We start from the raw sequence: 23813 nt of genomic DNA, 5'->3' as shown, positions 1-23813 counted from the left end.
TTGAAAATTTATAAGCTATTTTTGAGATTCCAAAAACAATTTTAATGAGGCTGATCATCTCTTTTTTACTCTTTTTTGTTCTGAATAGTGCATTTGCTCAGCAAAAAAGTGCATTAACGGAACAAGAGTATATCGTATTACAAGACAAAATTCGATTAAATATTAACGTAAATGTCGATAGTGCTGTAGTATATGCCAATAAAATGGCGAAATCTAATAATTATAAACATTTGGCCTTCTCAAATGGTGCTTTGTCATACTTATTTCAGTTGAAAGGAAATGCAGTAAAATCAAAACAAAAATATCAACTGGCATTTAATTATTTGGAAAAAATGACCGATTCAGAAGATAAAATTCAATTAAAAACATACTTATATAATTATGCCGGCCTCTCAGAATGGAAAAGAGGAAATTTTAGCGCAGCCCTGGATAATTACCAGCAGGGAATTAAACTTTCGACACAAATTGGAGATGTTATTCAAATTGTAAAATTTAAAAATAATATAGCCTCCATAAACGATGCTGTAGGTAATTATCGTTTAGCTATTAAAGATTTAAGACAACTTAATGATTTTGTAGATAAGAATCAAGGTGTTTATACCAGAGAACAGTATTTAAATAATAAAAGTAATATCAATCTGAGTTTAGCAGGTTCATATGAAAATTATTATATGAAAAATTCTAAACAAAGATTCTTACTGGATTCAGCGGAATATTTTTATAAAAAAACAATCAGTTATTCACAGAATTTTACAGATAACAAGATTGTGGCAAAATTAAGCCTGGGGAATATTTATAGCGTGCTCAAGGAATACGAAGATGCTGAAAAAACATATTATGACATTGTTTTTCTCGCTCATCAAAACAATATGCAGCAATTGTTGTGTTCAGCAAATTATAATTTGGGAGACATTTATTATACTACAAAAAAGTATGATAAAGCATTAGTGTTTTTTAAAAAATCTGATTCAATTGGCGCTATAACAAAGAATAACGAACTGGATTATTTAAAGTCAAATTATTTTCAGGCAAAAATTTACAACATCCTCAAAGAGCCCGATCTGGCTTATAAACATTCAAAAATTTATTTGGATAATTATGAAAAATCCGAAGCAAAATTAAACGATCAGATTTTAGAAGTAAATTACAAGCTGGGCGTAGGAGGTTTGACTGATGAAATGGTCACCATCAGGGAAAAATACAAATACGACGTTTTTTTAACTAAAGCATTGAGAGTATTTTATGTCGTTTTATTTGTTGGAATTGTTTTTTTATTAATTAAAAACATAAGAGATAAAAATAAGGCTCATAAAAAGATGAATGCCCTGATTGAAGAGTTTAAAGCGAATCTGGAAAAGAAAAACCAACCTGAAATTGAGGAGGTTTTAATTGAACATGAAGAGGAAGTTCACTCTAAAAAAGAAAATGTCAATTTAAGTATTGATGAAGCCAAAGAAAACAAAATAGTAGAGAAACTATTGGCACTCGAAAGCAAACACGAATATTTAAATGCCGATTTCACGCTGCCTTATGTGGCTAAAAAGATCAAAACAAATACAACTTACCTATCATACGTTGTTAATAAACGATTTGGTAAATCATTTGGAGAATATTCGAATGAACTTAAAATCAATTATGTGATTAACGAAATGATTACCAATCATATGTATCGCAAATATTCTACTCAGGCTATTGCAGAAAGTGTAGGGTTTAAAAATGCGGTATCATTTGCTAAATCATTTCGCAAAAGAACTGGAGTATCTCCAGCTCAATTTGCGAATAATTTATAATTAAAAAGGCTTATTTTTTATAAGATATCAATTCTCAAGGATGACCATTTCCGTTTCCGTTTCCTTTTGTAGGTTCTTCATTCCCGCCAAGAACAGTTTTTTGTTGATTTTTAGATAATTTTTCATTTTCAAAATCTTCGAAATTCAATTTACAATTTTTCATCTTTTTATTTATTATTTGTATTAGTGTTATTTATTGTTTCCTGAGTATTTCCGTTTCCGTTTCCTTTGGTAGGTTCTTCACCATCACCGCCTCGAACTGTTTTTTGTTGACTTTTAGATAATGTGCTATTTTCAAAGTCCTGTAGTTTTAATTTATAATTTTTCATATCTATTTATATTTATTTCTATTTTGTTGCTGGTTGGGTATTTCCGTTTCCATTTCCTTTTGTTGGTTCATCATCACCACCACGAACTGTTTTTTGATGGCTTTTAGATAATTTTTCATTTTCAAAAACTTCGAAATTTAATCCTTGATTTGTCATGTTTGTGTGTATTAGAGTTTATGATTTATCAAAACTAGACAAAAAGCAAAACCCTTAATCGAGATTAGGGTTTTGAGGATTTTGTTGTAAATTTAATCAATTTAAATAACTGTATATCAATGTTTTAGTTCTTTCATTCAGACTGATATAATTTATAAATTGTATGTAGTATAATTGATAAAATGTGTGCTAACGGCGTTTTTTTTCCAATAAAAACAGCAATATTTGCATTGTAATTATGATTTTAAAGATTCGTAAAAATGTTAAAACTTGTCCAAAAATTTCTACAAATAAATAGATACTCGGAAATTAAAAATGAGTTTAAGGATTTGTTTCTTTCTCATCCTAATTACCCTAGTTTATTTGCAATAACAGATTCTCTCGATTTATTGTCTGTAGAGAATGCTGCGGTAAGAGTTTCGAAAGAACAAATAGTAGATTTGCCATCGAACTTTTTAGCTTATTTTAAAGAGGAACTTATATTGGTAGAAAAAGCGAAAAATTTCGTTCGTATTAATACCATTAAAAAAGGAAGCTTAAAAATGTCGTATGAAAAATTCCTTTTAGACTGGAACGGAGTAATTGTTGCAATAGAACCAAATAATGTAGTTGGCAGAGAAAACCTGAAAGTTGAATACAGCTGGTTAAAATATACTTTACCATTATTATTAGTAGTAGGATTATCGTTTTACTACAATACATATAATGTATTTAGTCTTGTTTTTTTAATCACATCTATTTTAGGACTTATTGTTAGTGTGCTTATTGTTCAGGAAAAATTAGGTTTTAAAAATAGTATTATTTCAAGATTTTGTAATCTAAGTTCTAATTCATCTTGTAGCTCAGTTATTAATGGAAACCAGGGAATAGGGAGTAATAATTGGATCAATTTTTCTGATCTACCGCTTATTTTCTTTGGTTCAGGTTTAATTGCCATTTTAGTACAGCCTTTGCAATCTGCGATTTTCGTTGGTTTTTTAAGCTTATTGGCTATTCCGGTGATTGTATCTTCGATTTGGATTCAAAAATTTGAAATTCAAAAGTGGTGTGTAATGTGCCTGGTAGTTTCGGGTTTTATTTTTGCACAAAGTGTAATATGGTTTGCATCAGATTTATTTACATTGAGTTTTAGTTTTGGTGAGATGTTCCCGTTTTTATTCGCTGTTCTTCTCCTGTTGCCAATTTGGTCAATATTAAAAACAATGATAAAAAATATATTGGCTAGTGAAAGTTCTCTTAAAGAGATGAAAAAATTCAAAAGAAATTATTCTTTATTGAATTTCCTTTCAAAGAAAGTTCCATATACCAATGGATTTGAAGATTTAAGAGGTTTGAATTTTGGAAATAGAAATGCGGCAGTAAAACTTTCGATTATTATAAGTCCAAGTTGCGAACATTGTCATAAAACATTTCAGGAAGCATTTGATTTGGTTTTAAGATTTCCGGACAAGATTTTTTTAAATGTATTGTTCAATATTAATCCTGAAAATGTAGAGAATCCATACAAGGCTGTTGTAGAAAGGCTTTTAGCTATAAACAGAGCCACTCCGGGCAAAACGGTAGAGGCTATATCTGACTGGCATATTAAAAAAATTGGCCTTAAAAAATGGTTAAAGAAATGGCACGTAGATTCTGTAAGTATAATGATTAATCAGGAAATACAAAAACAATACGAATGGTGTTCTAAGAATAATTTTAATTATACACCAGTTAAAATTGTAAACGAAAGAGTATTTCCTAGTGAATACGAATTGAGTGAATTAAAATATTTCTTAAATGATTTTGTTGAAGAAATTGAAATCCTGGAAAAAAAGATAGCATAAAGCTTTTGACAGATTTGAATGATATTATTAAGATTTAATTTTTAGCACGATATATGTTAAAGAAGATTTTGAATTTAGAGAGTGCTCAACACATAAGCAAAAATGAGCAAAAAACAATAAAAGGAGGAATACCTGAATGTTGGGTTTATGCTATAGAAGCTGGTTGTGTTTTAATACCCGTAGGAGGAACTTGTCCTGTGAATACATTAGCAGGAATTTGTGAAACAAGTCGCCTTTGTTGTTAATTTTTAGCGTTTTGATAGAAGTACAGTACAGCCTTTTTTAGAATTTAGTCATGTTTTTTTTAATTTGTAGGCGCTCGATCGTGGAACATTGAGCAATTTCCCCACATTGATGATTGGTGTAGGGATTCTTAGGAAAATTGGTCACTGAGTTGATTTTATTTGGTTAGGGTTAACCAGTGCCATGTCCTACAGAAATTGTATTTCTAATAAATATGCTTTTAAATACCTGACAGAGAAGATCTAATCTTCTCTGTTTTTTTATGTCAAATCAAGAAATTTAATCTTAAATTGCTCTGAAATTAATAGCTATAAGTTGAAGAAATTTACCAATTATAAGCAGGCAGATTATAAAGATTGTGGTCCTACATGTTTAAAGATTATTGCTAAGCATTACGGCAAAACAATCCAGATTCAGGAGTTGAGGGACATTAGCGAAACAACTCGTGAAGGAAGTAACTTGCTTTTTTTGAGTGATGCAGCAGAGAAAATAGGTTTCAGGACCTTAGGGGTAAAATTAAATCTGGAGCGATTAAAAGAAGCGCCGTTACCTTGTATTCTGCATTGGAATAAAAATCATTATGTGGTTCTTTATAAAATTAAAAAAGAGGTTTATTATATTTCGGATCCTGCCTTTGGCTTAATTGAATATAACAAAGAGGATTTTCTTAAATTTTGGATCGGAAACAATGCAGACGATTCTACCCAGGAAGGTGTTGCCTTATTGATGGAAGCTTCACCAAAATTTTTTCAGTCTGAATTTGACAAGGAAGAAAACAGCGGTTTGGGCTTTAAATTATTGTCGCAATATGTATTGCGATATAAGTCGTTTTTAACCCAATTAAGCATAGGTTTACTGGCCAGTAGTTTATTACAGCTAATATTTCCGTTTTTAACCCAAAGTATTGTTGATGTTGGAATCCAAAATCAGAACATTCATTTTATTTACTTAATTCTTTTTGCCCAACTATTTCTTTTTGCTGGAAAAATAGGTTTGGAACTTATAAGAAGTTGGATATTATTACATCTTTCTACCCGTATTAATATTTCGCTTATTTCGGATTTCTTTATTAAATTAATGAATTTGCCTATTTCGTTTTTTGATGTACGAATGACCGGAGACATTATGCAGCGTATTAACGATCATAGAAGAATCGAAAAAATTCTGACTACATCATCATTAAATGTCTTGTTTTCTGTTATCAATATGTTTGTTCTTGGCGGTGTTCTGGCTTATTTTAATTTAAAGATCTTTTTTGTGTTTTTTATCGGAAGCATACTTTATTTTGGATGGATTACTTTGTTTTTAAAACGCAGGGAGGTTTTGGATTACAAGCGTTTTGCCGAGGTTTCTCAGGAACAAAGCAAAGTAATGGAACTTATTAACGGAATGCAGGAAATAAAGCTTCACAATGCCGAAAAACAAAAACGCTGGGGATGGGAATATGTTCAGGCAAGACTTTTCAGGGTTTCGATAAAAGGTCTGGTATTAGAACAGACACAAACCATTGGTTCATCAGTAATCAACGAATTAAAAAATATCTTTATTATATTTCTTTCCGCAAAATTGGTCATCGATGGTTCTATCACACTTGGTATGATGCTGGCGATAAGCTCGATTGTAGGAAGTTTAAACGGGCCAATTACACAACTTATAGAATTTGTGAGAGAGCTTCAGGATGCTAAAATATCACTCGCCAGATTGTCTGAAATTCATGAGAAAGAAGATGAGACCCAGCAGGAAATTCATCAGACAAGTGATGTACCCTACGATTCAGATATTGATATAAAGGAGCTTTCGTATCGATATCTGGGTTCTGATATCCCTGTTCTGGATAATTTGACCTTAAAGATTCCAGCTAATAAAGTAACTGCAATTGTGGGCGTCAGCGGAAGCGGGAAAACAACCCTAATGAAATTGCTGCTTAAATTTTATGAGCCTGAAAAAGGAGAAGTAATTATAGGCAATACACAACTGAAGAATATTTCGCAAAGAGCCTGGCGCTCCAATATTGGTGCCGTCATGCAGGAAGGTTTCATCTTTAGCGATACCATTGCCAATAATATTGCCATTGGTGTAGATAAAGTCGATAAGGAACGGTTGGTTTATGCATCAGATGTTGCTAATATAAAAGAATATATCAGTGGTTTGCCCCTTGGTTATAATACTAAAATTGGTGCTGAAGGAGTGGGCATGAGTACCGGACAGAAACAACGTTTGCTTATTGCAAGAGCTGTTTATAAAAATCCTGAAATCTTATTTTTTGATGAAGCCACCTCCGCCTTGGATGCCAATAATGAAAAAGAGATTATGCAAAAGCTCGATGTTTTCTTTAAGGATAAAACGGTTGTGGTAATCGCGCACCGATTAAGCACGGTTATGAATGCAGATCAGATTGTAGTTCTCGACAAGGGAAAAATTATCGAAATAGGAAATCATTCGGCTCTGGTAGAGCAAAAAGGGAATTATTTTGAGCTGGTAAAAAATCAATTACAATTAGGAAATTAAATCATGGCTGAAGATACCGCATTTGAATTAAGAAGTGAAGAAGTTCAGGACATTCTCACCAAAGTACCACACTGGATGATACGCTGGGGAACCGTTTTGATATTCGTAATTATCTTTATGCTCTTTTTTGTATCCTGGTTCATAAAATATCCAGATGTTGTCAATACCCAGATTGTCATTACCACCAATATTCCCCCGGAGAAAATTGTTTCAAAATCCTCAGGCCGTATAGAGGCTATTTTGGTAAAAGACAAAGCGTTAGTTTCAAAAAATAGTACATTGGCTATTATCGAGAATACGGCCAACTATAAAGATGTTTTTTTATTAAAGAAAATCGTTGATGCTTATAATATCAACAATCCCAAGAGCGCTTTTCCTTTTGGTTTGCTGAAAAACGCACAATTGGGCGAAATTGAAAGCGCTTTTGCTGTTTTCCAGAAAGATTATCAGGCAGAACAGCTTAACAAGAACCTGCAGCCTTTTGAAGTGGAGAACAGAGCCCAGGTTTCTGAAAAAATTCAGATTAAGGAAAGACTGGAAATCCTGCAGCAGCAAAAAGTGATCAACGAAAGCGAATTGCAGCTTCAGAAAAATGAAATTGCCCGTTTTGAAACCCTTTTTGGGAAAGGTATTATTTCGGCACAGGAAATGGAAGCCAAGAAGCTAGGATATCTTCAGGCTCAAAAGAATTATAAAGGCCTTCTGACGTCTATTTCTCAGTTGAGGTCCTCTTTGATTGATAATTCAAAATTAAGTCAGAATACGCAAATAAGTGGCACTAAAGAAGAAGTTACGCTAGGAAGAAACATGGCGCAATCTTTCTATCAGTTAAAAAAAGTAATAAAAGACTGGGAACTTACTTATGCTTTAAAATCATCTGTTAGTGGTGTGGTTACTTTCTTGCAGGTCTGGACAGAGAACCAGACTATAAATGTTGGCGATAATGTTTTTTCGATTATTCCCGATACCAAAAATGGTTTTGTGGGGAAAGTAAAAGCTCCGGCTTTAAATTCAGGAAAGATAAAAGTGGGACAAGTGGTTAATATCAGGCTGGCCAATTTTCCTGATCGTGAATTTGGGGTGCTAAAAGGTAAGATCCAGAATATTTCATTGGTTCCGGATAAAGACGGGAATTTATTGCTGGATGTAGCCCTGCCAAATGGATTGCAGACCTCTTATAAAAAACAAATTGTGTTTCAGCAGGAAATGAAAGGAAGCGCAGAAATCGTAACTGAAGACCTTCGACTAATTGAAAGGATACTTTATCAGTTCAAAAGTATTTTTGAACAGGTTTAAAATTTCAAATAAAATTCTTTGGTTAATTCTATGTATTCCGAAGTGTAAACATGTCTGTCGATTTCGATAATTAATTCATCGATTTCAGTTTCTGAATTTTCATTTCGGCTAAAAGCCAATAAACAACGTTTTATTGCCGATGTTGAATTTCCTTTTACACGAGTAATTTTTATTGGATATAATTCGGACTCTTTTGCTAAAGAAATAAAGTTTTTTTCTTCTTTAAACGGAAGAATTACGGCAAATATTCCGTTTTCGGAAAGTAATAAATCAGCAGCTTCGATTAATTCCTCAAAAGGCATTGCATCTTGAAAACGTGCCAAATCACGCTGTTCGTTTTCAGTTTTGTAATCTTCGGCATAAAAAGGAGGATTCGAAACAATCAAATCATATTCGTCTTCCGGTTCTTCGATAAATTCATCTAAACCTGCATGAAAACAAAATAAACGATCGCCCCAGGGAGAGTTTTCGAAATTGTCGACTGCTTGTTCATAAGCGTCTTCGTCAATTTCAAGAGCGTCAATTTGTTCAGCGTGAGTTCGCTGAGCAAGCATCAAAGCAATAATTCCGGTTCCGGCGCCAATATCCAATACACTAAATGGATTGTGGTTTATAGGAGCCCATGCGCCTAATAAAACACCATCTGTGCCAACTTTCATCGCAGTTTTATCTTGTTCTATAGAAAATTGCTTGAAAGTGAATTTAGACATTGCTGAAAAATTTAAAATAAAGATATTTAAGAAAACTGAGCAACTGAAAACTGTGACCGAAAGCTGAGAACTTTTTACAAGTACATCTCTATCAATCCTTCCGGAAGGTTCATGATGACTTTTTTATTTTCACGATCAATTTTTACAAGGAAATGATCAATCATTGGAATTAGCATTTCTACTTCACCATTTAGAACTTCAAAAAGAGGCTGTGCGGTAGTGTCATTTACGGCAACAATTTTACCAAAAATACCTAAACGTTGGTCTTCGATTTCAAAACCGATAACTTCGTGGAAATAAAATTTGTTACCACTAAGTTTTGGTAACATATTTAAAGGAAGATAAATGGCATTGCCCATAATGGCGTCTGCATCTTCTTCTGTGTTCATGTCTTCAAAACGAATTCTTAAAAAATCGTTTTTATGCAATGAACTTTTTTCAATAAAAAAAGGAACCAGGTGTTTGTTGCATTCAACAAACACTGATTCCAGATTTTCGTATAACTCAGGTTCGTCCGTGTCTAAATAAGCCAGAACTTCACCTTTGAAACTAAATTTTTTAGCGATTTTACCTAAATAAAAACATTCTTCTTTACGCATTCTCGCTAATTATAATTATGCTTCAGTTGTTTCGTTATTTTCTTCAGCAGCAGGAGTTTCTTCAGTTGATTCAACTTCAGCAACTTCTTCTTCAACTGCAGGAGTTGCAGCAGCGATAGCATCAGCTTCAGCTTGAGCTGCAGCAGCTAAACGTTTAGCGTTAACTTCTTGTTCTGCTTTAAAAGCTTTAGCTTTAGCATCAGCTTGCGCTTTTGTTAAACCGTCTTTTTTAGCATCAACTTTTCCAGCTTTAGCATCTAACCAAGCAGATAATTTAGCATCAGCTTGCTCTTGAGTTAAAGCACCTTTACGAATACCTCCATCAAGGTGGTGTTTCAATAAAGCACCTTTGTAAGAAAGAATTGCTCTTGCAGTATCAGTTGGTTGTGCACCATTGTGTAACCATTTAACTGCACTATCAAGGTTTAAGTCGATAGTTGCCGGGTTAGTGTTTGGATTGTAAGTACCGATTTTCTCTAAGTATTTACCATCTCTTTTTGAGCGTGCATCTGCAGCTACAACCCAGTAAAAAGGTTTTCCTTTTTTACCGTGTCTTTGTAATCTAATTTTTACTGACATAATCTTATGATTAAATTTTGAGGTACTCGACCTCTGTTAATTAAGGGCGCAAAGATATAATTTTTTTATGAATTATCCGTTCCAAACTATATTAAATATGTTTGTGATAAATTCTTGCTGTTTTTTAATACTTTTCAACTTTACATATTTGATTAAATGCGGTATTTTTGCCTCAAATTCATGACTTTATGAAAAAATATTTTTATTTATTAATGACAGTTATTTTATTTATATCTTGTACTGAAGATGTAAAATTCAATAATCCGGCGTTTCAGGGTTTAAAAGACAACAGTTTTTGGAGGGCTCAGAGTTACAATGCTTACACAACTACAAACGGAGATTTTATTATCGAAAGCGCTTTAGGTTTCGAAAAAGTGACTTTTAAGATGCCATATCCAACTCAAAAAACATATATATTAGGTATTGACAATACGACGACAGTAATGTACTCTAATAGTCTTCCTGCACAATCAGAACAATTTACAACAGGAGAGAATAGAGGAAGCGGGCACATTATAGTGACAGAATTTAATACAGAAACTAAAACGATCTCCGGGACATTTAAATTTAAAGCAATAAATGAGGATAAAGGAAATCTCGAAAAGCCTGAGATTAATTTTACAGAAGGGGTTTTTTATAAAATTCCAGTTAATATTACTGCCAACTACTAAGAATTAAGTTTTTCATTTACAATTGTTTGATTTTTATTTTTTTAAATCTAAATAAAAACATAAATAAACTAATATATAGTAGATTACAGAAAAATAAGACTACATTTGCTATATTATTATAAATAAGTACATATGAACATTTTTGTTGGAAGCCTTCCATTCAGTATTGAGGAAGCAGATTTAAGAGAGTCTTTCGAGGCTTACGGAGCAGTAGATTCAGTTAAGATCATTACTGATAAATTTACAGGAAGAAGCAAAGGTTTTGGTTTTGTTGAGATGCCAAACGATGCTGAAGCTCAAAAAGCAATTGATGAATTGAACGGAGCTACTGTTCAAGGTCGTGCAATTGTGGTTAATAAATCTGAACCGAAACCAGAAGGCGAAAGAAGAAGCTTCAACAATAACAGTCGTGGTGGAGATTCACGCGGTGGTTATGGTGGAGGAAACAGCCGTGGTGGAAATGACCGTGGTGGTAACAGAGGAGGATATTAATATTTTTTTCTAAATATATAAAAGGGATCAACTTATGTTGATCCCTTTTTTTATGCAGTAAAATTTGTTTCAGGTTTTATATGTTTCAAGTTTCAGGTTTCACGTTCCAATAACCTGAAACTTGAAACCTGAAAAAAAATAAACTATAAGTTAGCTACAAGCCAGTCTCCAACTTCACTGGTTTTGTATGCTTTTGATCCTTTTACAGCTAAATCTTCTGTAACAACTCCTTGTTCTAATGATTTGTTTACAACAGCTCTGATAGCTTCAGCTTCATCTTTTAGTCCAAAAGCATCTTCGAACATCATCGCTGCAGATAAAATAGTCGCTAACGGGTTAGCAATATTTAATCCGGTTGCTTGCGGATAAGATCCGTGAATTGGTTCGTATAAAGAAGTATGTTCACCCACAGATGCAGAAGGCATTAATCCCATTGAACCTGAAATTACAGAAGCTTCATCTGTTAAGATATCTCCAAATAAGTTTTCTGTAATCAAAACATCATAAGAGTTTGGCCATTGTACCAAACGCATTGCAACAGCATCAACAAATTCGTAAGAAACCGTAACTTCCGGGTAATCTTTTTCCATTGCCTGAACTGTTTCTCTCCATAAACGAGAAGTTTCCAAAACATTTGCTTTATCAACGCAACATAATTTTTTGCTGCGGGTCATTGCAAGTTCAAAACCTTTTTTAGCCAAACGCTGAACTTCTGCTCTTGTATAAACGCAATTGTCAAAAGCAGTTTCTCCGTCATCTCTTCTTCCTTTTTCTCCAAAGTAGATTCCGCCAGTTAATTCTCTTAAGAAAACCAAATCAGTCCCTTCGATTCTTTCTCTTTTTAAAGGGGAATTATCAATCAAAGAAGGGAAGGTAAAAGTAGGACGTACGTTTGCAAACAGCCCTAATTTTTTACGCATTAATAATAATCCTTGCTCCGGACGAACTGGTGCACTTGGATCGTTATCGTATTTTGGATGACCAATTGCTCCAAATAAAACAGCATCGGCTTTCATACAAACTTCGTGCGTTTCATCTGGGTAAGGAACTCCAACAGCATCAATCGCAGCTGCGCCGGTTAATGCCGGTGTCCATGTTATTTCGTGATTGAATTTTTTTGCAATAGCATCAGATACTTTTACTGCTTCATTAATTACCTCAGGACCAATTCCGTCTCCTGCTAAAAGGGCTATGTTTAATTTCATTCTATGTGTGTTATTTAAGGTTCAAAGTGACAAAGGCTCAAAGGCTCAAAGTTTCTGAAATGACGAAGATTTGAAATCTCTGTACCTCTGAAACTTTGAACTTTTGAACCTTTAATTGGTGACTACATTAAGCATTTTTTGAGTTGCTATAATCGCCGCAACGGTTTGATCGGAGTCTAAACCGCGTGTTTTAAATTCTTTTCCGTTGTTTGTCCAGGTGATGATCGTTTCGCATAAAGCATCAGAACTACTTCCTGGTGGGATTCTTACGGCATAATCGATCAATTTAGGAAGTGTTAGTTTTTTACTTTTGTAAATTTTGGATAAAGCATTCATAAAAGCATCAAACTGACCGTCTCCTTGTGCATGTTCTTCAATGATTTCTCCATCAAGATTTAAACTTAATGTTGATGATGGACGTGTTCCTTTTGAATGCATTAATACGTAAGACTGTATGGTGATTTTATCTTGGTAAGTGTGACTGTCCAGAACATCTGAAATAATGTACGGAAGATCTTCCTTGGTAACAGTTTCTTTTTTGTCGCCTAATTCGATGATTCTTTGGGTAACCAATTTCAAATCTTCCGGATTTAATTTTAAACCTAATTCCTGAAGATTTTTTTCGATATTGGCTTTGCCCGAAGTTTTTCCTAAAGCGTATTTTCTTTTTCTTCCAAAACGTTCCGGAAGTAAATCATTAAAATATAAATTGTTTTTATTGTCGCCATCAGCGTGAATTCCGGCAGTTTGTGTAAAAACATTATCACCAACAATTGGCTTATTTGCCGGGATTCTATATCCGGTAAAAGTTTCGACTAATTTACTAACTGTATAAAGTGAAGTCTCTTTTATGTTGATGCTTACTTCTGGTAAGTAATCATTTATCACAGCAACAGTACTTTCAAGCGGAGCATTTCCAGCGCGTTCTCCCATTCCGTTTACTGTAACGTGAAGTCCGTTTATGCCTGCTTTTACAGCTTCCATAACATTGGCAATACTTAAATCGTAATCGTTATGTGCGTGAAAATCAAAATGAATTTGAGGATATTTTGCTCTTATTTTTGATATGAATTCAAAAGTCAAAGACGGAACTAATACGCCTAAAGTATCAGGAAGTAAAATTCGTTTAACAGGCTGAGTAGCTAAAAAATCCAAAAACTGAAAAACATATTCTGGAGAATTTCGCATCCCGTTGCTCCAGTCTTCCAGATAAACATTGGTTTCGATATTGTTTTCTTTTGCTAAAGCAATGATTTGAGCGATTTCAGAAAAATGTTGTTCCGGAGTTTTTTTTAATTGATGCGTCAGGTGATTCATTGAACCTTTGGTCAATAAATTCTGTACTTTGGCCCCCGCTTTTTTCATCCATTCAATAGAGACACCTCCGTCTACAAACGAAAGTACTTCGATACGGTCAATATATCCGCGTTCTTCGGCCCAGGATGTAATGCCTTTTACAGCTTGAAATTCTCCTTCGCTTACACGAGCCGAAGCAATTTCGATTCTATCAATATTTAATTCCTCCAACAATAATTGCGCAATGGTAAGTTTTTCTGCAGCAGAAAAAGATACTCCTGAGGTTTGTTCACCGTCACGGAGCGTCGTGTCCATTATTTCAATTTTTCTTTTTTCCATATTGATATTCTAATTTCTAATGGGTTGGATATAATTGATATCCGCATTTTAATTTTTGACGCTGATTTTACGGATTCGCTATCGCGAAGACGCTGATAAAAACGGATTTTTAGTATTCGGTAAAATGAAAATCCGCGTTAATCCGTGCTTTTGCGATAGCAAATCTGTTTTATCTGCGTTCTATATTTTCTAATTTAATTTAGAAAAACCCGACAGGTTTCAAAAACCTGTCGGGTCTAATAGATCGAACGAGATTTTATTAATACGGAAGTTTATCGGCGAAAGCCACGATATCTTCTTTAATATTTTGCAAATAATCAATGTCATCAAAGCCATTAATCATATTGTTCTTTTTATATCCGTTAATCGCAAAAGATTCTGATTGACCGGTTGCCAATAAAGTAATCGTTTGGTTTGGCAAGTTGATTTCTAGTTGCGTATTTGGATCCGCTTCGATTGCTTTAAAAATTGTGTCTGCAAATTCCGGACTAACCTGAACTGGTAAAACTCCAATATTTAAACAGTTTCCTTTAAAGATATCTGCGAAGAAACTTGAAACGACAGCTCTAAAACCGTAATCGTAAACTGCCCACGCAGCGTGTTCTCTTGAAGATCCTGAACCAAAGTTTTTTCCTCCAACAAGGATTTTTCCGCTATAAGTTGAATCGTTCAAAACGAAATCAGCTTTTGGAGTATCGTCTCCGTTATATCTCCAGTCTCTAAAAAGATTGTCTCCAAAACCTTCGCGTTTTGTAGCTTTTAAGAAACGAGCCGGGATGATTTGATCTGTATCTACGTTCTCAATTGGCAGCGGCACTGCACTGCTGGTAAGTATATTAAATTTATCGTATGCCATTTTGATTTTTGATTTTTGATTAACGATTTATGATTTTAGATTTATTGTTAGAACGTAAAACTGTAATCGTTAAATTTTTTTGTAAAATGTAAATTGAAATTTTAGAAGGTTTTTTAATGAAGTGTGCTGAAATCTGAAATCAGAGATCGTTAATCTTCATTCATAAATCTTTAAAAAAGCTCTCTCGGGTCTGTTAGTTTTCCTGTAACAGCAGCAGCGGCAGCCATAATTGGGCTTGCTAATAATGTTCTTGAACCAGGACCTTGGCGACCTTCAAAGTTTCTGTTTGAAGTACTTACCGCATATTTTCCAGCAGGAACTTTATCGTCGTTCATTGCTAAACAAGCCGAACAACCCGGCTGACGTAATACAAAACCAGCTTCTGTCAGAATATCTAAAATACCTTCTTCTTTAATTTGAGCTTCTACAACGTGAGAACCCGGAACTAACCAAGCGGTAACATTATCTGCTTTTTTTCTTCCTTTTACAATTTCGGCGAAAGCCCTAAAATCTTCAATACGTCCGTTTGTACAACTTCCTAAGAAAACGTAATCAATTGGTTTTCCAATCATCACATCATCTTCCTGGAAGCCCATATAAGCTAACGATTTTTTGTATGTTTCCTCACCGCCTTCAACTTGATTGGCGTTCGGAATATGTTTTGAGATACCAATTCCCATTCCTGGATTAGTACCATAAGTAATCATTGGCTCGATATCTGAAGCTTTGATGTTTAATTCAGCATCAAAAACAGCATCAGCATCCGTTTTTAAAGTTTTCCAGTATTCAACCGCTTTTGTCCAGGCTTCTCCTTTTGGAGCAAATAATCTTCCTTCAAGGAAATCAAAAGTAGTTTGGTCAGGAGCAATCATACCACCACGAGCACCCATTTCGATACTTAGATTACAAACAGTCATACGACCTTCCATCGTCATGTTTTCGAAAACATCTCCGGCGTATTCAACAAAATAACCTGTTCCTCCAGAAGTAGTTAATTGAGCAATAATATAAAGCGCAACGTCTTTTGGGCCAACGCCTTTACTTAATTGACCGTTTACGTTGATACGCATTTTCTTTGGTTTTGGCTGCATAATACATTGAGTAGAAAGCACCATTTCAACCTCAGAAGTTCCGATACCAAAAGCAATCGCTCCAAAAGCACCGTGAGTAGAAGTGTGAGAATCACCACAAACAATAGTAGCACCTGGCAAAGTAATTCCGTTTTCAGGACCAACTACGTGTACAATTCCATTTTTAATGTGACCTAATCCCCAGTGCGAAATTCCGTATTCGGCAGCATTATCTTCAAGCGCTTTAAGCTGATTTGCAGATAGAGCATCTTCAACTGGTAAATGTTGGTTTATGGTTGGTGTATTGTGATCTGCAGTTGCAAAAGTACGCTCCGGGTATAAAACCTTAACGCCTCTGGCTTTTAATCCTAGAAAAGCAACAGGACTCGTAACTTCATGAATGAAATGGCGGTCAATAAAAAACACATCTGGTCCATCTTCAATTTTACGCACTACATGTGAATCCCATACTTTGTCAAATAATGTCTTACTCATTTTTTATTTTTTTTAATTGTAATTCTATAACCACAGCAATTCCTGCTCATTATAATAGGAAAACAAAATTAGAAAAAGATATAAGGGCGTCAATTTGAATATTTCATTATATACGATACCCAAACTTAAATACAAATTGCGATTGACTTTTTTGCAATAAGATTTGGTTGTAGAATGAATATAAATTGGTTTTACTTTTCCTTTTCAGGTTAATTTTGATTTGATTGCTTTAATTTTAATAGTTGGCAAATTTATCTCAAAATCAATATAAAATATAAGTTTTTATTAAAAAAAATGTAACAAAATGAGTTAAAATAGTAATAATTATTAGATTTGATTTGTTTTAAAGTTTCTGCTTTTTTGGATTTTAATAGCTTTAAATGCCAATTTATGAAGATTTTAAATACCCTAAAATTCATTAAAATACTACGACATCCAAGAAGTGTATTTTTATGAAATTTTATGATTTTTAATGTAAAAAGAGATCTGTTAGAGAAGATAATTTTAAAGATTAATTCAATGAGTTTTTAAACTCCAAAGGTGTTAAGTTGGTTTTCTTTTTGAAAAGTTTACTAAACGATTGAGGATATTCAAAACCCAATTGATACGCTATTTCTGCTACCGAAAGATTGGTAGAAATCAGAAAGTCTTTTGATTTTTCAATTAGTTTCGAATGAATGTGCTGCTGAGCATTTTGTCCGGTTAAATTTCGGAGCATATCAGATAAATAATGAGTAGAAACATTGATTTGTGAAGCAAGAAAATCCACGGTAGGTAATCCTTTTTTTAGAGTTTCGGCATTATTAAGATAATTGTCCAGCGTTTCTTCGACTTTTAGTAATAAATCGTGGCTGATTGTTTTTCTGGTAATGAATTGACGTTTGTAAAAACGATTGCTATAATTAAGTAAAACATCGATATAAGAAACAACTACATCCTGACTCATTTCGTCAATAGCCGTATGAAGTTCATTGTCAATGCTGGTTAATAATCCTACAATAGTTGTTTTTTCGCTATCAGAAAGATGAAGCGCTTCATTGGTATCATAAGAGAAAAAGCCATATTTTTTGATCGTTTTTCCCAAAGGATAATTTCTAATAAAGTCCGGATGAAAAAGCAGTGTATAGCCAAAATATTCAACTCCTTCCTGATTATCGGTAAAAATCAATTGATTGGGAGAAGTAAACATTAATCCGCCTTCATTAAAATCATAATAACCCTGACCGTAACCCATTTTTCCGTTAGTAGAATATTTATAAGATATTTTATAAAAATCGAGCAGAAAATGGTTATTAGTTAAATCAGCATTTATAATGAGTTTGGTATTATCAACCAAGGTAATCATAGGATGAAGCGGCTTTGGGAGCTGAAACAAACTATGAAATTGTGATATTGAGGAAATTTTTGACGGATTGTTGTTTTTCTTTTCCATGATATAAAGGTATAAAAAATTAAAAACCAATACCGCACAGCTTATCAAAACCTGAGCGGTATTAGTAATAAATTATGCTCCCAAAAATTGTTTGCCAAATGCGGCGCGAAAAACTTCGTCTCCTTGTTCCTGTCTTTGTTTGTAAAGTGCTTTTGCATCTTCTCCAGCTACATATCTCAGTTGGGTTTTTCCGTCTGTTGCAGCTTCGTAAACAACATCTGCAATTTGCTCTGGTGTTGATGCCATTTCAAACATTGCGTCTACATTTTCAAACATTTTGTTTGCCATTGCCTGATATTCAGGTTTAACACCAGTATCAAGAGAACCGTGAAGGAATTCTGTTTTAATACCGCCAGGAGAAACCGTTTTAATGTTTATTCCAAACGGATTTAATTCATAAGCCATACTTTCGCTCCAGCCTTCTAATCCCCATTTTGTTGCGTGATATACAGATCCTAAAGGGAAAGAAATCAATCCGCCAATAGAAGTTGTTGAGATAAATAATCCGCTTTTTCTTTCTCTGAAATATGGAATAAAAGCATTGGTAACACGAATTACGCCTAATAAATTTGTGTTTAATTGTTTTGTAATTTGATCGTCATTAAAGCTTTCCAAAGGTCCAATTAGACCGTAACCTGCATTATTAAAAACGATATCAATATCGCTTAATTCCAGTGCTTTTTTAACGGTACTTTGTATTTGGTCAAAATTCGTAACATCTAAAGGTAAAAGGGTTACGTTGTTTAAGTTAGAAAGTTCAGTTTCTTTTTCAGGATTTCTCATTGTTGCGATTACATTCCATCCTTTTTGTTGAAATAATTTTGCCGTAGCTTTTCCTAATCCTGATGAAGCGCCTGTGATAAAAATAGTTTTCATGATTATTATTTTTTAATTGTTATAATTTGATGAAGCAAAGTTCAGGATAGAGTGTAGTTTAAAAGTGTTCATTTTGGTGCAATGAGTATCCAAAATGAATAATCGAAGTTTTTAACTTCAAATAATCTAAATTTTATCATTTTTATCGCTTTTTAACAGTTTCTAATAATGATTTTGATTAATGCTTTTTGTTCAATTCTTTATTTCCTTAAGCCAAAAAAAAGCGTAAATTTGAACTTCCTCCATTTTGCATTTCGAGATTTTTTATAGTTCATATAATCAGTTATTTATGTGGAAAAGAGCTTGGGATTTGGAATTTTTAAAATTGTCTTTTTACAAAACTTATGTATTTAATATTCGATACCGAAACTACTGGATTACCAAAACGCTGGGATGCTCCAATTACTGATTCTGATAACTGGCCGCGCTGTATTCAGATCGCCTGGCAGCTTCATGACGAGATGGGGCAACTTATCGAACATCAGGATTATTTGGTTAAGCCTGACGGATTTAATATTCCGTATGATGCAGAACGTATTCACGGAATCTCGACTGAATTGGCTGAAGCCGATGGAATCACGTTGGCCGAAGTTTTAGAGAAATTCAATATCGCTTTAAGTAAAACCAAATTTATTGTAGGTCAGAATTTAGGTTTCGACGTTAATATTATGGGCGCTGAATTTCATAGAATGGGCGTAGATTCTCCAATGAGTTCAATGCCGGTTTTAGATACCTGTACCGAGGTTACGGCTTCATTATTAAAACTTCCCGGAGGTCGTGGAGGTAGATTCAAATTGCCAACACTAACAGAATTACACGAATATCTTTTTAATAAACCTTTCGCGGAAGCGCACAACGCAACTGCCGACGTTGAGGCAACTACGCGTTGTTTTTTGGAGTTAATTAGAAGAGAAGTTTTTACCAAAGAAGAACTAGACGTTCCGAAGGATTATTTCAAGGAATTTCAAAATAGAAATCCACAGGAATTTCCGTTAATTGGTTTAAAACACATCAATTTAAAAGCTGCTTCTGATAAAATCAGGGAACAATTAAGGGCTTTAGAATCTAATGATAAAGGAACTACGGTTTCGGCATCTGACAGAGAAGATTTTAAATTGGCAAAATATGCGCATTTACACAATCATACCCAGTTTTCGGTTTTACAGTCGACAATAGGAATTGGGAATATTGTTGCGGCTACAGCCAAAAACGGAATGCCTGCCGTTGCCATGACTGATACCGGAAATATGATGGGAGCTTTCCATTTTGTGAGCGCCGTTATGAATCACAATAAAGCAGCATCAGGAAAAAATAAAGCTTTGGTTGAAGCTGGTGAAGAACCAACAGAAACTGAAATCAAGCCAATTGTAGGGTGTGAATTTAATGTCTGTGATAATCACTTAGATAAAAGTAAAAAAGACAACGGTAATCAGGTTGTGTTATTGGCCAAAAATAAAAACGGCTATCACAATTTGGCAAAAATGTCGTCGATTGCCTTTACAGACGGATTTTATTATGTTCCCAGAATTGATCGTGCAATTGTTGAAAAATACAAAGAAGATATCATGGTTTTGTCCGGGAATTTATATGGAGAAATCCAGAGTAAAATCCTGAACGTTGGTGAAAATCAGGCCGAAGAAGCTTTGATATGGTGGAAAGAACAATTTGGTGATGACTTTTATTTAGAAGTAATGCGCCACAATCAGGAAGACGAAAATCGTGTGAATAAAACCCTGATTGAGTTTTCTCAAAAACACAACGTCAAATTAATTGCGACAAACAATACCTATTATTTAAATAAAGAAGATGCCAATGCACACGATATTTTGTTGTGTGTAAAAGATGGTGAAAAACAAGCTACGCCAATTGGCCGTGGTCGCGGATATCGTTACGGATTGCCTAATCAGGAATACTACTATAAATCATCAGAAGAGATGAAAAAACTCTTCGCTGATTTGCCTGAAGCGATTATAAATATTCAGGAAATTGTAGATAAGGTTGAGATTTATTCGCTCTATCGAGATGTATTACTTCCTAAATTTGACATTCCTCAAGAATTCGTAGTTCCTGAAGATGAATCTGATGGAGGAGTTCGAGGTGAAAATAAATATCTGCGACACCTTACAATGGTGGGAGCCAAAAAACGATATGGAGAAATTACTGAATCGATTCAGGAACGTTTGGATTTTGAGTTACTGACCATTTCGAATTCCGGATATCCGGGTTACTTTTTGATTGTTCAGGATTTTATCGCCGAAGCCAGAAACATGGACGTTTCGGTAGGACCAGGTCGTGGATCTGCAGCAGGATCTGCGGTAGCATATTGTTTAGGGATCACCAATATTGACCCAATTAAGTACGATTTGCTTTTTGAGCGTTTCCTGAATCCGGATCGTGTATCCATGCCCGATATTGATATTGACTTTGATGACGAGGGCCGTGGTCGTGTTATGGATTATGTAATCAAAAAATACGGTCAAAAGCAGGTTGCGCAAATTATCACTTATGGTAAAATGGCAACCAAATCAGCGATTCGTGATACAGCTCGTGTACTGGATTTACCTTTATTTGAAGCCGATAGAATTGCAAAATTGATTCCGGCAATGATGCCATCTAAATGGAATCTTGCCCGTTTTATTTCTGAAAACGAAGACGAGGTTAAAAAAGCCCTTCGTTCTGATGAATTTGATAATGTAAAAGAATTAATCGCCATTGCCAACGAAGATGATTTGGCGGGAGAAACCATTCAGCAGGCAAAAATCCTGGAAGGATCCATGCGAAATACCGGAATTCATGCCTGTGGAGTAATTATTACGCCATCGGATATTACAAATTATGTTCCCGTTACCACCGCAAAAGATTCTGATTTATATGTAACACAGTTTGATAACTCGGTTGCAGAAAGTGCAGGATTGCTGAAGATGGACTTCCTGGGTCTAAAGACCCTTACTTTAATAAAAGATACCGTTAAACTGGTAAAATATAGAAACGGAATTGATTTGGATCCGGATACTTTCCCGATTGATGATGTTGAGACTTATGCACTTTTCCAGAGAGGAGAAACAGTTGGAATCTTCCAATACGAGTCACCCGGAATGCAGAAATACATGAAGGATCTGAAGCCAACGGTTTTTGGAGATTTAATTGCCATGAATGCCTTATATCGTCCGGGACCTTTAGAGTATATTCCGTCTTTCGTAAGAAGAAAAAATGGCGAAGAAGAAATCAAATACGATTTAGATGCCTGTGAGGAATATTTAGGAGAAACCTACGGAATTACCGTTTACCAGGAGCAGGTAATGCTTTTGTCGCAATCGCTGGCTGACTTTACAAAAGGTGAGGCCGACGTTTTGCGTAAGGCGATGGGTAAGAAACAAAAAGATGTACTGGATAAAATGAAGCCGAAGTTCGTAGAACAAGCGGCGAAGAAAGGACATGATGCAAAAGTTCTGGAGAAAATCTGGAAAGACTGGGAAGCATTTGCGAGTTACGCCTTCAACAAATCGCACTCGACTTGTTATGCCTGGATTGCGTATCAAACAGCGTATTTAAAAGCACATTATCCTGCAGAATATATGGCAGCGGTACTTTCGAATAATATGAATGATATCAAACAAGTATCATTTTTTATGGAAGAATGTAAACGAATGGGATTACAGGTTTTAGGACCGGATGTAAACGAATCGTTTTACAAATTTACGGTAAACGATGAATACGCTGTTCGTTTTGGGATGGGTGCTATTAAAGGAGTGGGTTCCGGAGCTGTGGCAACCATTGTAGAAAGTAGAAAGGACGGTAAGTACAAGTCGATTTTTGATTTGGCGAAACGTATCGATTTGCGTGCTGCGAATAAAAAAGCAATCGAAAATCTGGCTTTGGCAGGAGGATTTGATTCGTTTGAAGGAACGACAAGAGCGCAATATTTTCATGATGATGGCGACGGAATTACTTTTTATGAAAAAGCAATTCGTTACGGATCGAAGTTTCAGGAAAATGAAAACTCATCTCAGGTAAGTTTATTTGGAGAAGCAAGTGAAGTTCAGATTGCAGAACCTGTTGTACCTCCTTGCGAGGATTGGAGTACAATGGAAAAATTGGCGAAAGAGAAAGAAGTTGTAGGGATTTATATTTCCGGACATCCTCTGGATGATTTCAGATTTGAGATGAAATATTTTTGCAATGCCAGATTAGAAGCGCTAAAAAGCATGAATGAATATGTGGGTAAAAATCTAAATTTTGCCGGAATCATCAATAACGTACAGCACCGTGTGGCTAAAAACGGAAAAGGCTGGGCAGTATTTAATTTAGAAGGTTACGATGAAAGTTATGAATTTAAAATTTTTGGTGAAGAATATTTAAAGTTCCGCCATTTCCTGATTCAGAATAATTTTGCTTTCCTGAAAATAATAATAAAAGATGGCTGGGTAAATCACGACACGGGTAAAAAGTCAGATCCAAGAATGCAATTTGTTGAAATTAGGCAGTTGCAGGATATTTTAGAAGCTTTTGCTAAAAAGCTGATTTTATTGTTGAATATAAAAGATTTACAAACAGAATTTATTCATAATCTGAGTCAATTATTTAATGCGAATAAGGGAGATAATTCTGTGACTTTTGAGATCATGGAGTTAGAAAAAATCAAACGTTTGGTTGAAGTAGAAACTCCAACTGATTTTGAAGAAGCAGATGATGCTGTTTTTGTAGACGAGAATGAAGATGCTGATGCGCCGCAAGAAACTAAAATTCAGGAAGTAAATGAAGTCGAAGAAATAAAAGTAGTAACAAAACTAACCATGCCTAGCCGTAGGCTAAAAGTTAGGATTTCGACAGAGTTATTGATAGAATTAGAAAAAATGCAGGTAAATTTTAAGCTGAACTAAATTTTAACAGTTAAAATTTAGAAGAATGCATTTTTTTTACGTTAAAAATATGCATGCATAATACTTTTTTAGTAATATTGCTTAAAATTACAACGATTTCGTACCAAGTCTAACAATGCAAACTATAAGAATATGTTAAAATAATCTAAGTTTGTATAAATTAATTAA

19 protein-coding genes are annotated in these 23813 nt (G+C 34.4%); 7 read left to right on the top strand and 12 right to left on the bottom strand.

Annotated elements, in window-relative coordinates; all coding sequences use genetic code 11:
* Window positions 1-44: 44 nt before the first annotated feature.
* Window positions 45-1790, top strand: a complete 1746-nt coding sequence (locus tag BXU01_RS21485; RefSeq protein WP_083695376.1) for a helix-turn-helix domain-containing protein — start codon at window positions 45-47, stop codon at window positions 1788-1790.
* Window positions 1791-1824: 34 nt separating this feature from the next.
* On the opposite strand, the gene BXU01_RS23525 is transcribed toward BXU01_RS21485, so the two are convergent.
* Genes BXU01_RS23525 through BXU01_RS23515 form a run of 3 tightly spaced genes read right to left on the bottom strand, consistent with a single transcriptional unit; the run spans window position 1825 to window position 2275 of the window.
* A complete protein-coding gene (locus tag BXU01_RS23525) occupies window positions 1825-1953 on the bottom strand; it encodes an rSAM-modified peptide (RefSeq protein ID WP_123774135.1) in 129 nt (42 codons plus the stop codon).
* Window positions 1954-1957: 4 nt separating this feature from the next.
* The gene (locus BXU01_RS23520) at window positions 1958-2119 is read right to left on the bottom strand and encodes an rSAM-modified peptide (RefSeq protein WP_123774133.1); all 162 of its coding nucleotides are present in this window, start codon (window positions 2117-2119) and stop codon (window positions 1958-1960) included.
* Window positions 2120-2137: 18 nt separating this feature from the next.
* A complete protein-coding gene (locus BXU01_RS23515) occupies window positions 2138-2275 on the bottom strand; it encodes an rSAM-modified peptide (RefSeq protein WP_123774131.1) in 138 nt (45 codons plus the stop codon).
* Between the two features lie 260 nt (window positions 2276-2535).
* Between BXU01_RS23515 and BXU01_RS21480 the strand changes: the two genes are divergently transcribed.
* The 3 genes from BXU01_RS21480 (at window position 2536) to BXU01_RS21465 (ending at window position 8145) form a co-directional block, all read left to right on the top strand.
* Window positions 2536-4098, top strand: a complete 1563-nt coding sequence (locus BXU01_RS21480; protein ID WP_083695374.1) for a vitamin K epoxide reductase family protein — start codon at window positions 2536-2538, stop codon at window positions 4096-4098.
* Between the two features lie 558 nt (window positions 4099-4656).
* The gene (locus BXU01_RS21470; protein ID WP_083695368.1) at window positions 4657-6849 is read left to right on the top strand and encodes a peptidase domain-containing ABC transporter; all 2193 of its coding nucleotides are present in this window, start codon (window positions 4657-4659) and stop codon (window positions 6847-6849) included.
* 3 nt (window positions 6850-6852) lie between these two features.
* Window positions 6853-8145: an HlyD family secretion protein gene (locus BXU01_RS21465; protein ID WP_083695365.1), complete on the top strand. Its 1293-nt coding sequence runs from the start codon at window positions 6853-6855 to the stop codon at window positions 8143-8145.
* On the opposite strand, the gene BXU01_RS21460 is transcribed toward BXU01_RS21465, so the two are convergent.
* The 3 genes from BXU01_RS21460 to BXU01_RS21450 form a co-directional block, all read right to left on the bottom strand.
* Window positions 8142-8855 (bottom strand): tRNA1(Val) (adenine(37)-N6)-methyltransferase, encoded by a 714-nt coding sequence (locus tag BXU01_RS21460; protein WP_083695362.1) that lies wholly within the window; start codon window positions 8853-8855, stop codon window positions 8142-8144. The two genes, BXU01_RS21465 and BXU01_RS21460, sit on opposite strands and share 4 nt — an antisense overlap.
* Before the next feature lie 74 nt (window positions 8856-8929).
* On the bottom strand, window positions 8930-9454 hold the full coding sequence (rimM, locus tag BXU01_RS21455; RefSeq protein WP_083695359.1) for a ribosome maturation factor RimM: 525 nt from the start codon (window positions 9452-9454) through the stop codon (window positions 8930-8932).
* Window positions 9455-9469: 15 nt separating this feature from the next.
* A complete protein-coding gene (locus BXU01_RS21450; protein ID WP_083695357.1) occupies window positions 9470-10033 on the bottom strand; it encodes a 30S ribosomal protein S16 in 564 nt (187 codons plus the stop codon).
* A 188-nt stretch (window positions 10034-10221) separates the two neighbouring features.
* Between BXU01_RS21450 and BXU01_RS21445 the strand changes: the two genes are divergently transcribed.
* Both BXU01_RS21445 and BXU01_RS21440 read left to right on the top strand, forming a co-directional pair.
* Window positions 10222-10704, top strand: a complete 483-nt coding sequence (locus tag BXU01_RS21445) for a DUF6252 family protein (protein ID WP_083695354.1) — start codon at window positions 10222-10224, stop codon at window positions 10702-10704.
* 132 nt (window positions 10705-10836) lie between these two features.
* Window positions 10837-11196 carry an RNA-binding protein gene (locus BXU01_RS21440; RefSeq protein ID WP_026982652.1) on the top strand — a complete coding sequence of 120 codons (360 nt, stop codon included), beginning with the start codon at window positions 10837-10839 and terminating at the stop codon, window positions 11194-11196.
* A gap of 143 nt (window positions 11197-11339) precedes the next feature.
* Here BXU01_RS21440 and leuB read toward each other — a convergent pair whose 3' ends face one another.
* The 6 genes from leuB to BXU01_RS21410 all read right to left on the bottom strand — a co-directional run bounded on the left by leuB (window position 11340) and on the right by BXU01_RS21410 (window position 18765).
* Window positions 11340-12401 carry a 3-isopropylmalate dehydrogenase gene (leuB, locus tag BXU01_RS21435; protein ID WP_083695351.1) on the bottom strand — a complete coding sequence of 354 codons (1062 nt, stop codon included), beginning with the start codon at window positions 12399-12401 and terminating at the stop codon, window positions 11340-11342.
* A gap of 111 nt (window positions 12402-12512) precedes the next feature.
* Window positions 12513-14036, bottom strand: coding sequence for an alpha-isopropylmalate synthase regulatory domain-containing protein (locus BXU01_RS21430; RefSeq protein ID WP_083695349.1), 1524 nt, complete (start codon window positions 14034-14036; stop codon window positions 12513-12515).
* 259 nt (window positions 14037-14295) lie between these two features.
* Complete coding sequence (gene leuD, locus BXU01_RS21425; protein ID WP_007809710.1) at window positions 14296-14892, bottom strand: 3-isopropylmalate dehydratase small subunit; 597 nt, start codon at window positions 14890-14892, stop codon at window positions 14296-14298.
* Window positions 14893-15062: 170 nt separating this feature from the next.
* Entirely contained in the window at window positions 15063-16457 is a 1395-nt protein-coding gene (gene leuC, locus BXU01_RS21420) for a 3-isopropylmalate dehydratase large subunit (protein ID WP_083695346.1), read from the bottom strand.
* Window positions 16458-16968: 511 nt separating this feature from the next.
* Window positions 16969-17889: an AraC family transcriptional regulator gene (locus tag BXU01_RS21415; protein WP_083695344.1), complete on the bottom strand. Its 921-nt coding sequence runs from the start codon at window positions 17887-17889 to the stop codon at window positions 16969-16971.
* Window positions 17890-17961: 72 nt separating this feature from the next.
* Window positions 17962-18765 carry an SDR family oxidoreductase gene (locus BXU01_RS21410; protein WP_083695342.1) on the bottom strand — a complete coding sequence of 268 codons (804 nt, stop codon included), beginning with the start codon at window positions 18763-18765 and terminating at the stop codon, window positions 17962-17964.
* Window positions 18766-19109: 344 nt separating this feature from the next.
* Here BXU01_RS21410 and dnaE point away from each other — a divergent pair, with 344 nt between their 5' ends.
* The gene (dnaE, locus tag BXU01_RS21405) at window positions 19110-23645 is read left to right on the top strand and encodes a DNA polymerase III subunit alpha (RefSeq protein WP_083695340.1); all 4536 of its coding nucleotides are present in this window, start codon (window positions 19110-19112) and stop codon (window positions 23643-23645) included.
* Window positions 23646-23813 lie beyond the last annotated feature (168 nt).

Source organism: [Flexibacter] sp. ATCC 35103, from assembly GCF_001975985.1.
Lineage (GTDB): Bacteria > Bacteroidota > Bacteroidia > Flavobacteriales > Flavobacteriaceae > Flavobacterium.
The sequence above is the reverse complement of the archived record's forward strand: the minus strand, read 5'-3'. Positions and strand labels throughout refer to the sequence as shown.

What these genes read in the sequence shown, in the direction of transcription:
- BXU01_RS21410 (WP_083695342.1), bottom strand. Translation starts at nt 18,765, where the DNA reads ATGAAAACTATTTTTATCACAGGCGCTTCATCAGGATTAGGAAAAGCT.
- BXU01_RS23520 (WP_123774133.1), bottom strand. Translation starts at nt 2,119, where the DNA reads ATGAAAAATTATAAATTAAAACTACAGGACTTTGAAAATAGCACATTA.
- leuB (WP_083695351.1), bottom strand. Translation starts at nt 12,401, where the DNA reads ATGAAATTAAACATAGCCCTTTTAGCAGGAGACGGAATTGGTCCTGAG.
- BXU01_RS21460 (WP_083695362.1), bottom strand. Translation starts at nt 8,855, where the DNA reads ATGTCTAAATTCACTTTCAAGCAATTTTCTATAGAACAAGATAAAACT.
- BXU01_RS21480 (WP_083695374.1), top strand. Translation starts at nt 2,536, where the DNA reads ATGTTAAAACTTGTCCAAAAATTTCTACAAATAAATAGATACTCGGAA.
- BXU01_RS23515 (WP_123774131.1), bottom strand. Translation starts at nt 2,275, where the DNA reads ATGACAAATCAAGGATTAAATTTCGAAGTTTTTGAAAATGAAAAATTA.
- BXU01_RS21415 (WP_083695344.1), bottom strand. Translation starts at nt 17,889, where the DNA reads ATGGAAAAGAAAAACAACAATCCGTCAAAAATTTCCTCAATATCACAA.
- BXU01_RS21445 (WP_083695354.1), top strand. Translation starts at nt 10,222, where the DNA reads ATGAAAAAATATTTTTATTTATTAATGACAGTTATTTTATTTATATCT.
- BXU01_RS21430 (WP_083695349.1), bottom strand. Translation starts at nt 14,036, where the DNA reads ATGGAAAAAAGAAAAATTGAAATAATGGACACGACGCTCCGTGACGGT.
- BXU01_RS21450 (WP_083695357.1), bottom strand. Translation starts at nt 10,033, where the DNA reads ATGTCAGTAAAAATTAGATTACAAAGACACGGTAAAAAAGGAAAACCT.
- BXU01_RS23525 (WP_123774135.1), bottom strand. Translation starts at nt 1,953, where the DNA reads ATGAAAAATTGTAAATTGAATTTCGAAGATTTTGAAAATGAAAAATTA.
- leuC (WP_083695346.1), bottom strand. Translation starts at nt 16,457, where the DNA reads ATGAGTAAGACATTATTTGACAAAGTATGGGATTCACATGTAGTGCGT.
- BXU01_RS21440 (WP_026982652.1), top strand. Translation starts at nt 10,837, where the DNA reads ATGAACATTTTTGTTGGAAGCCTTCCATTCAGTATTGAGGAAGCAGAT.
- BXU01_RS21485 (WP_083695376.1), top strand. Translation starts at nt 45, where the DNA reads ATGAGGCTGATCATCTCTTTTTTACTCTTTTTTGTTCTGAATAGTGCA.
- BXU01_RS21465 (WP_083695365.1), top strand. Translation starts at nt 6,853, where the DNA reads ATGGCTGAAGATACCGCATTTGAATTAAGAAGTGAAGAAGTTCAGGAC.
- leuD (WP_007809710.1), bottom strand. Translation starts at nt 14,892, where the DNA reads ATGGCATACGATAAATTTAATATACTTACCAGCAGTGCAGTGCCGCTG.
- dnaE (WP_083695340.1), top strand. Translation starts at nt 19,110, where the DNA reads ATGTATTTAATATTCGATACCGAAACTACTGGATTACCAAAACGCTGG.
- rimM (WP_083695359.1), bottom strand. Translation starts at nt 9,454, where the DNA reads ATGCGTAAAGAAGAATGTTTTTATTTAGGTAAAATCGCTAAAAAATTT.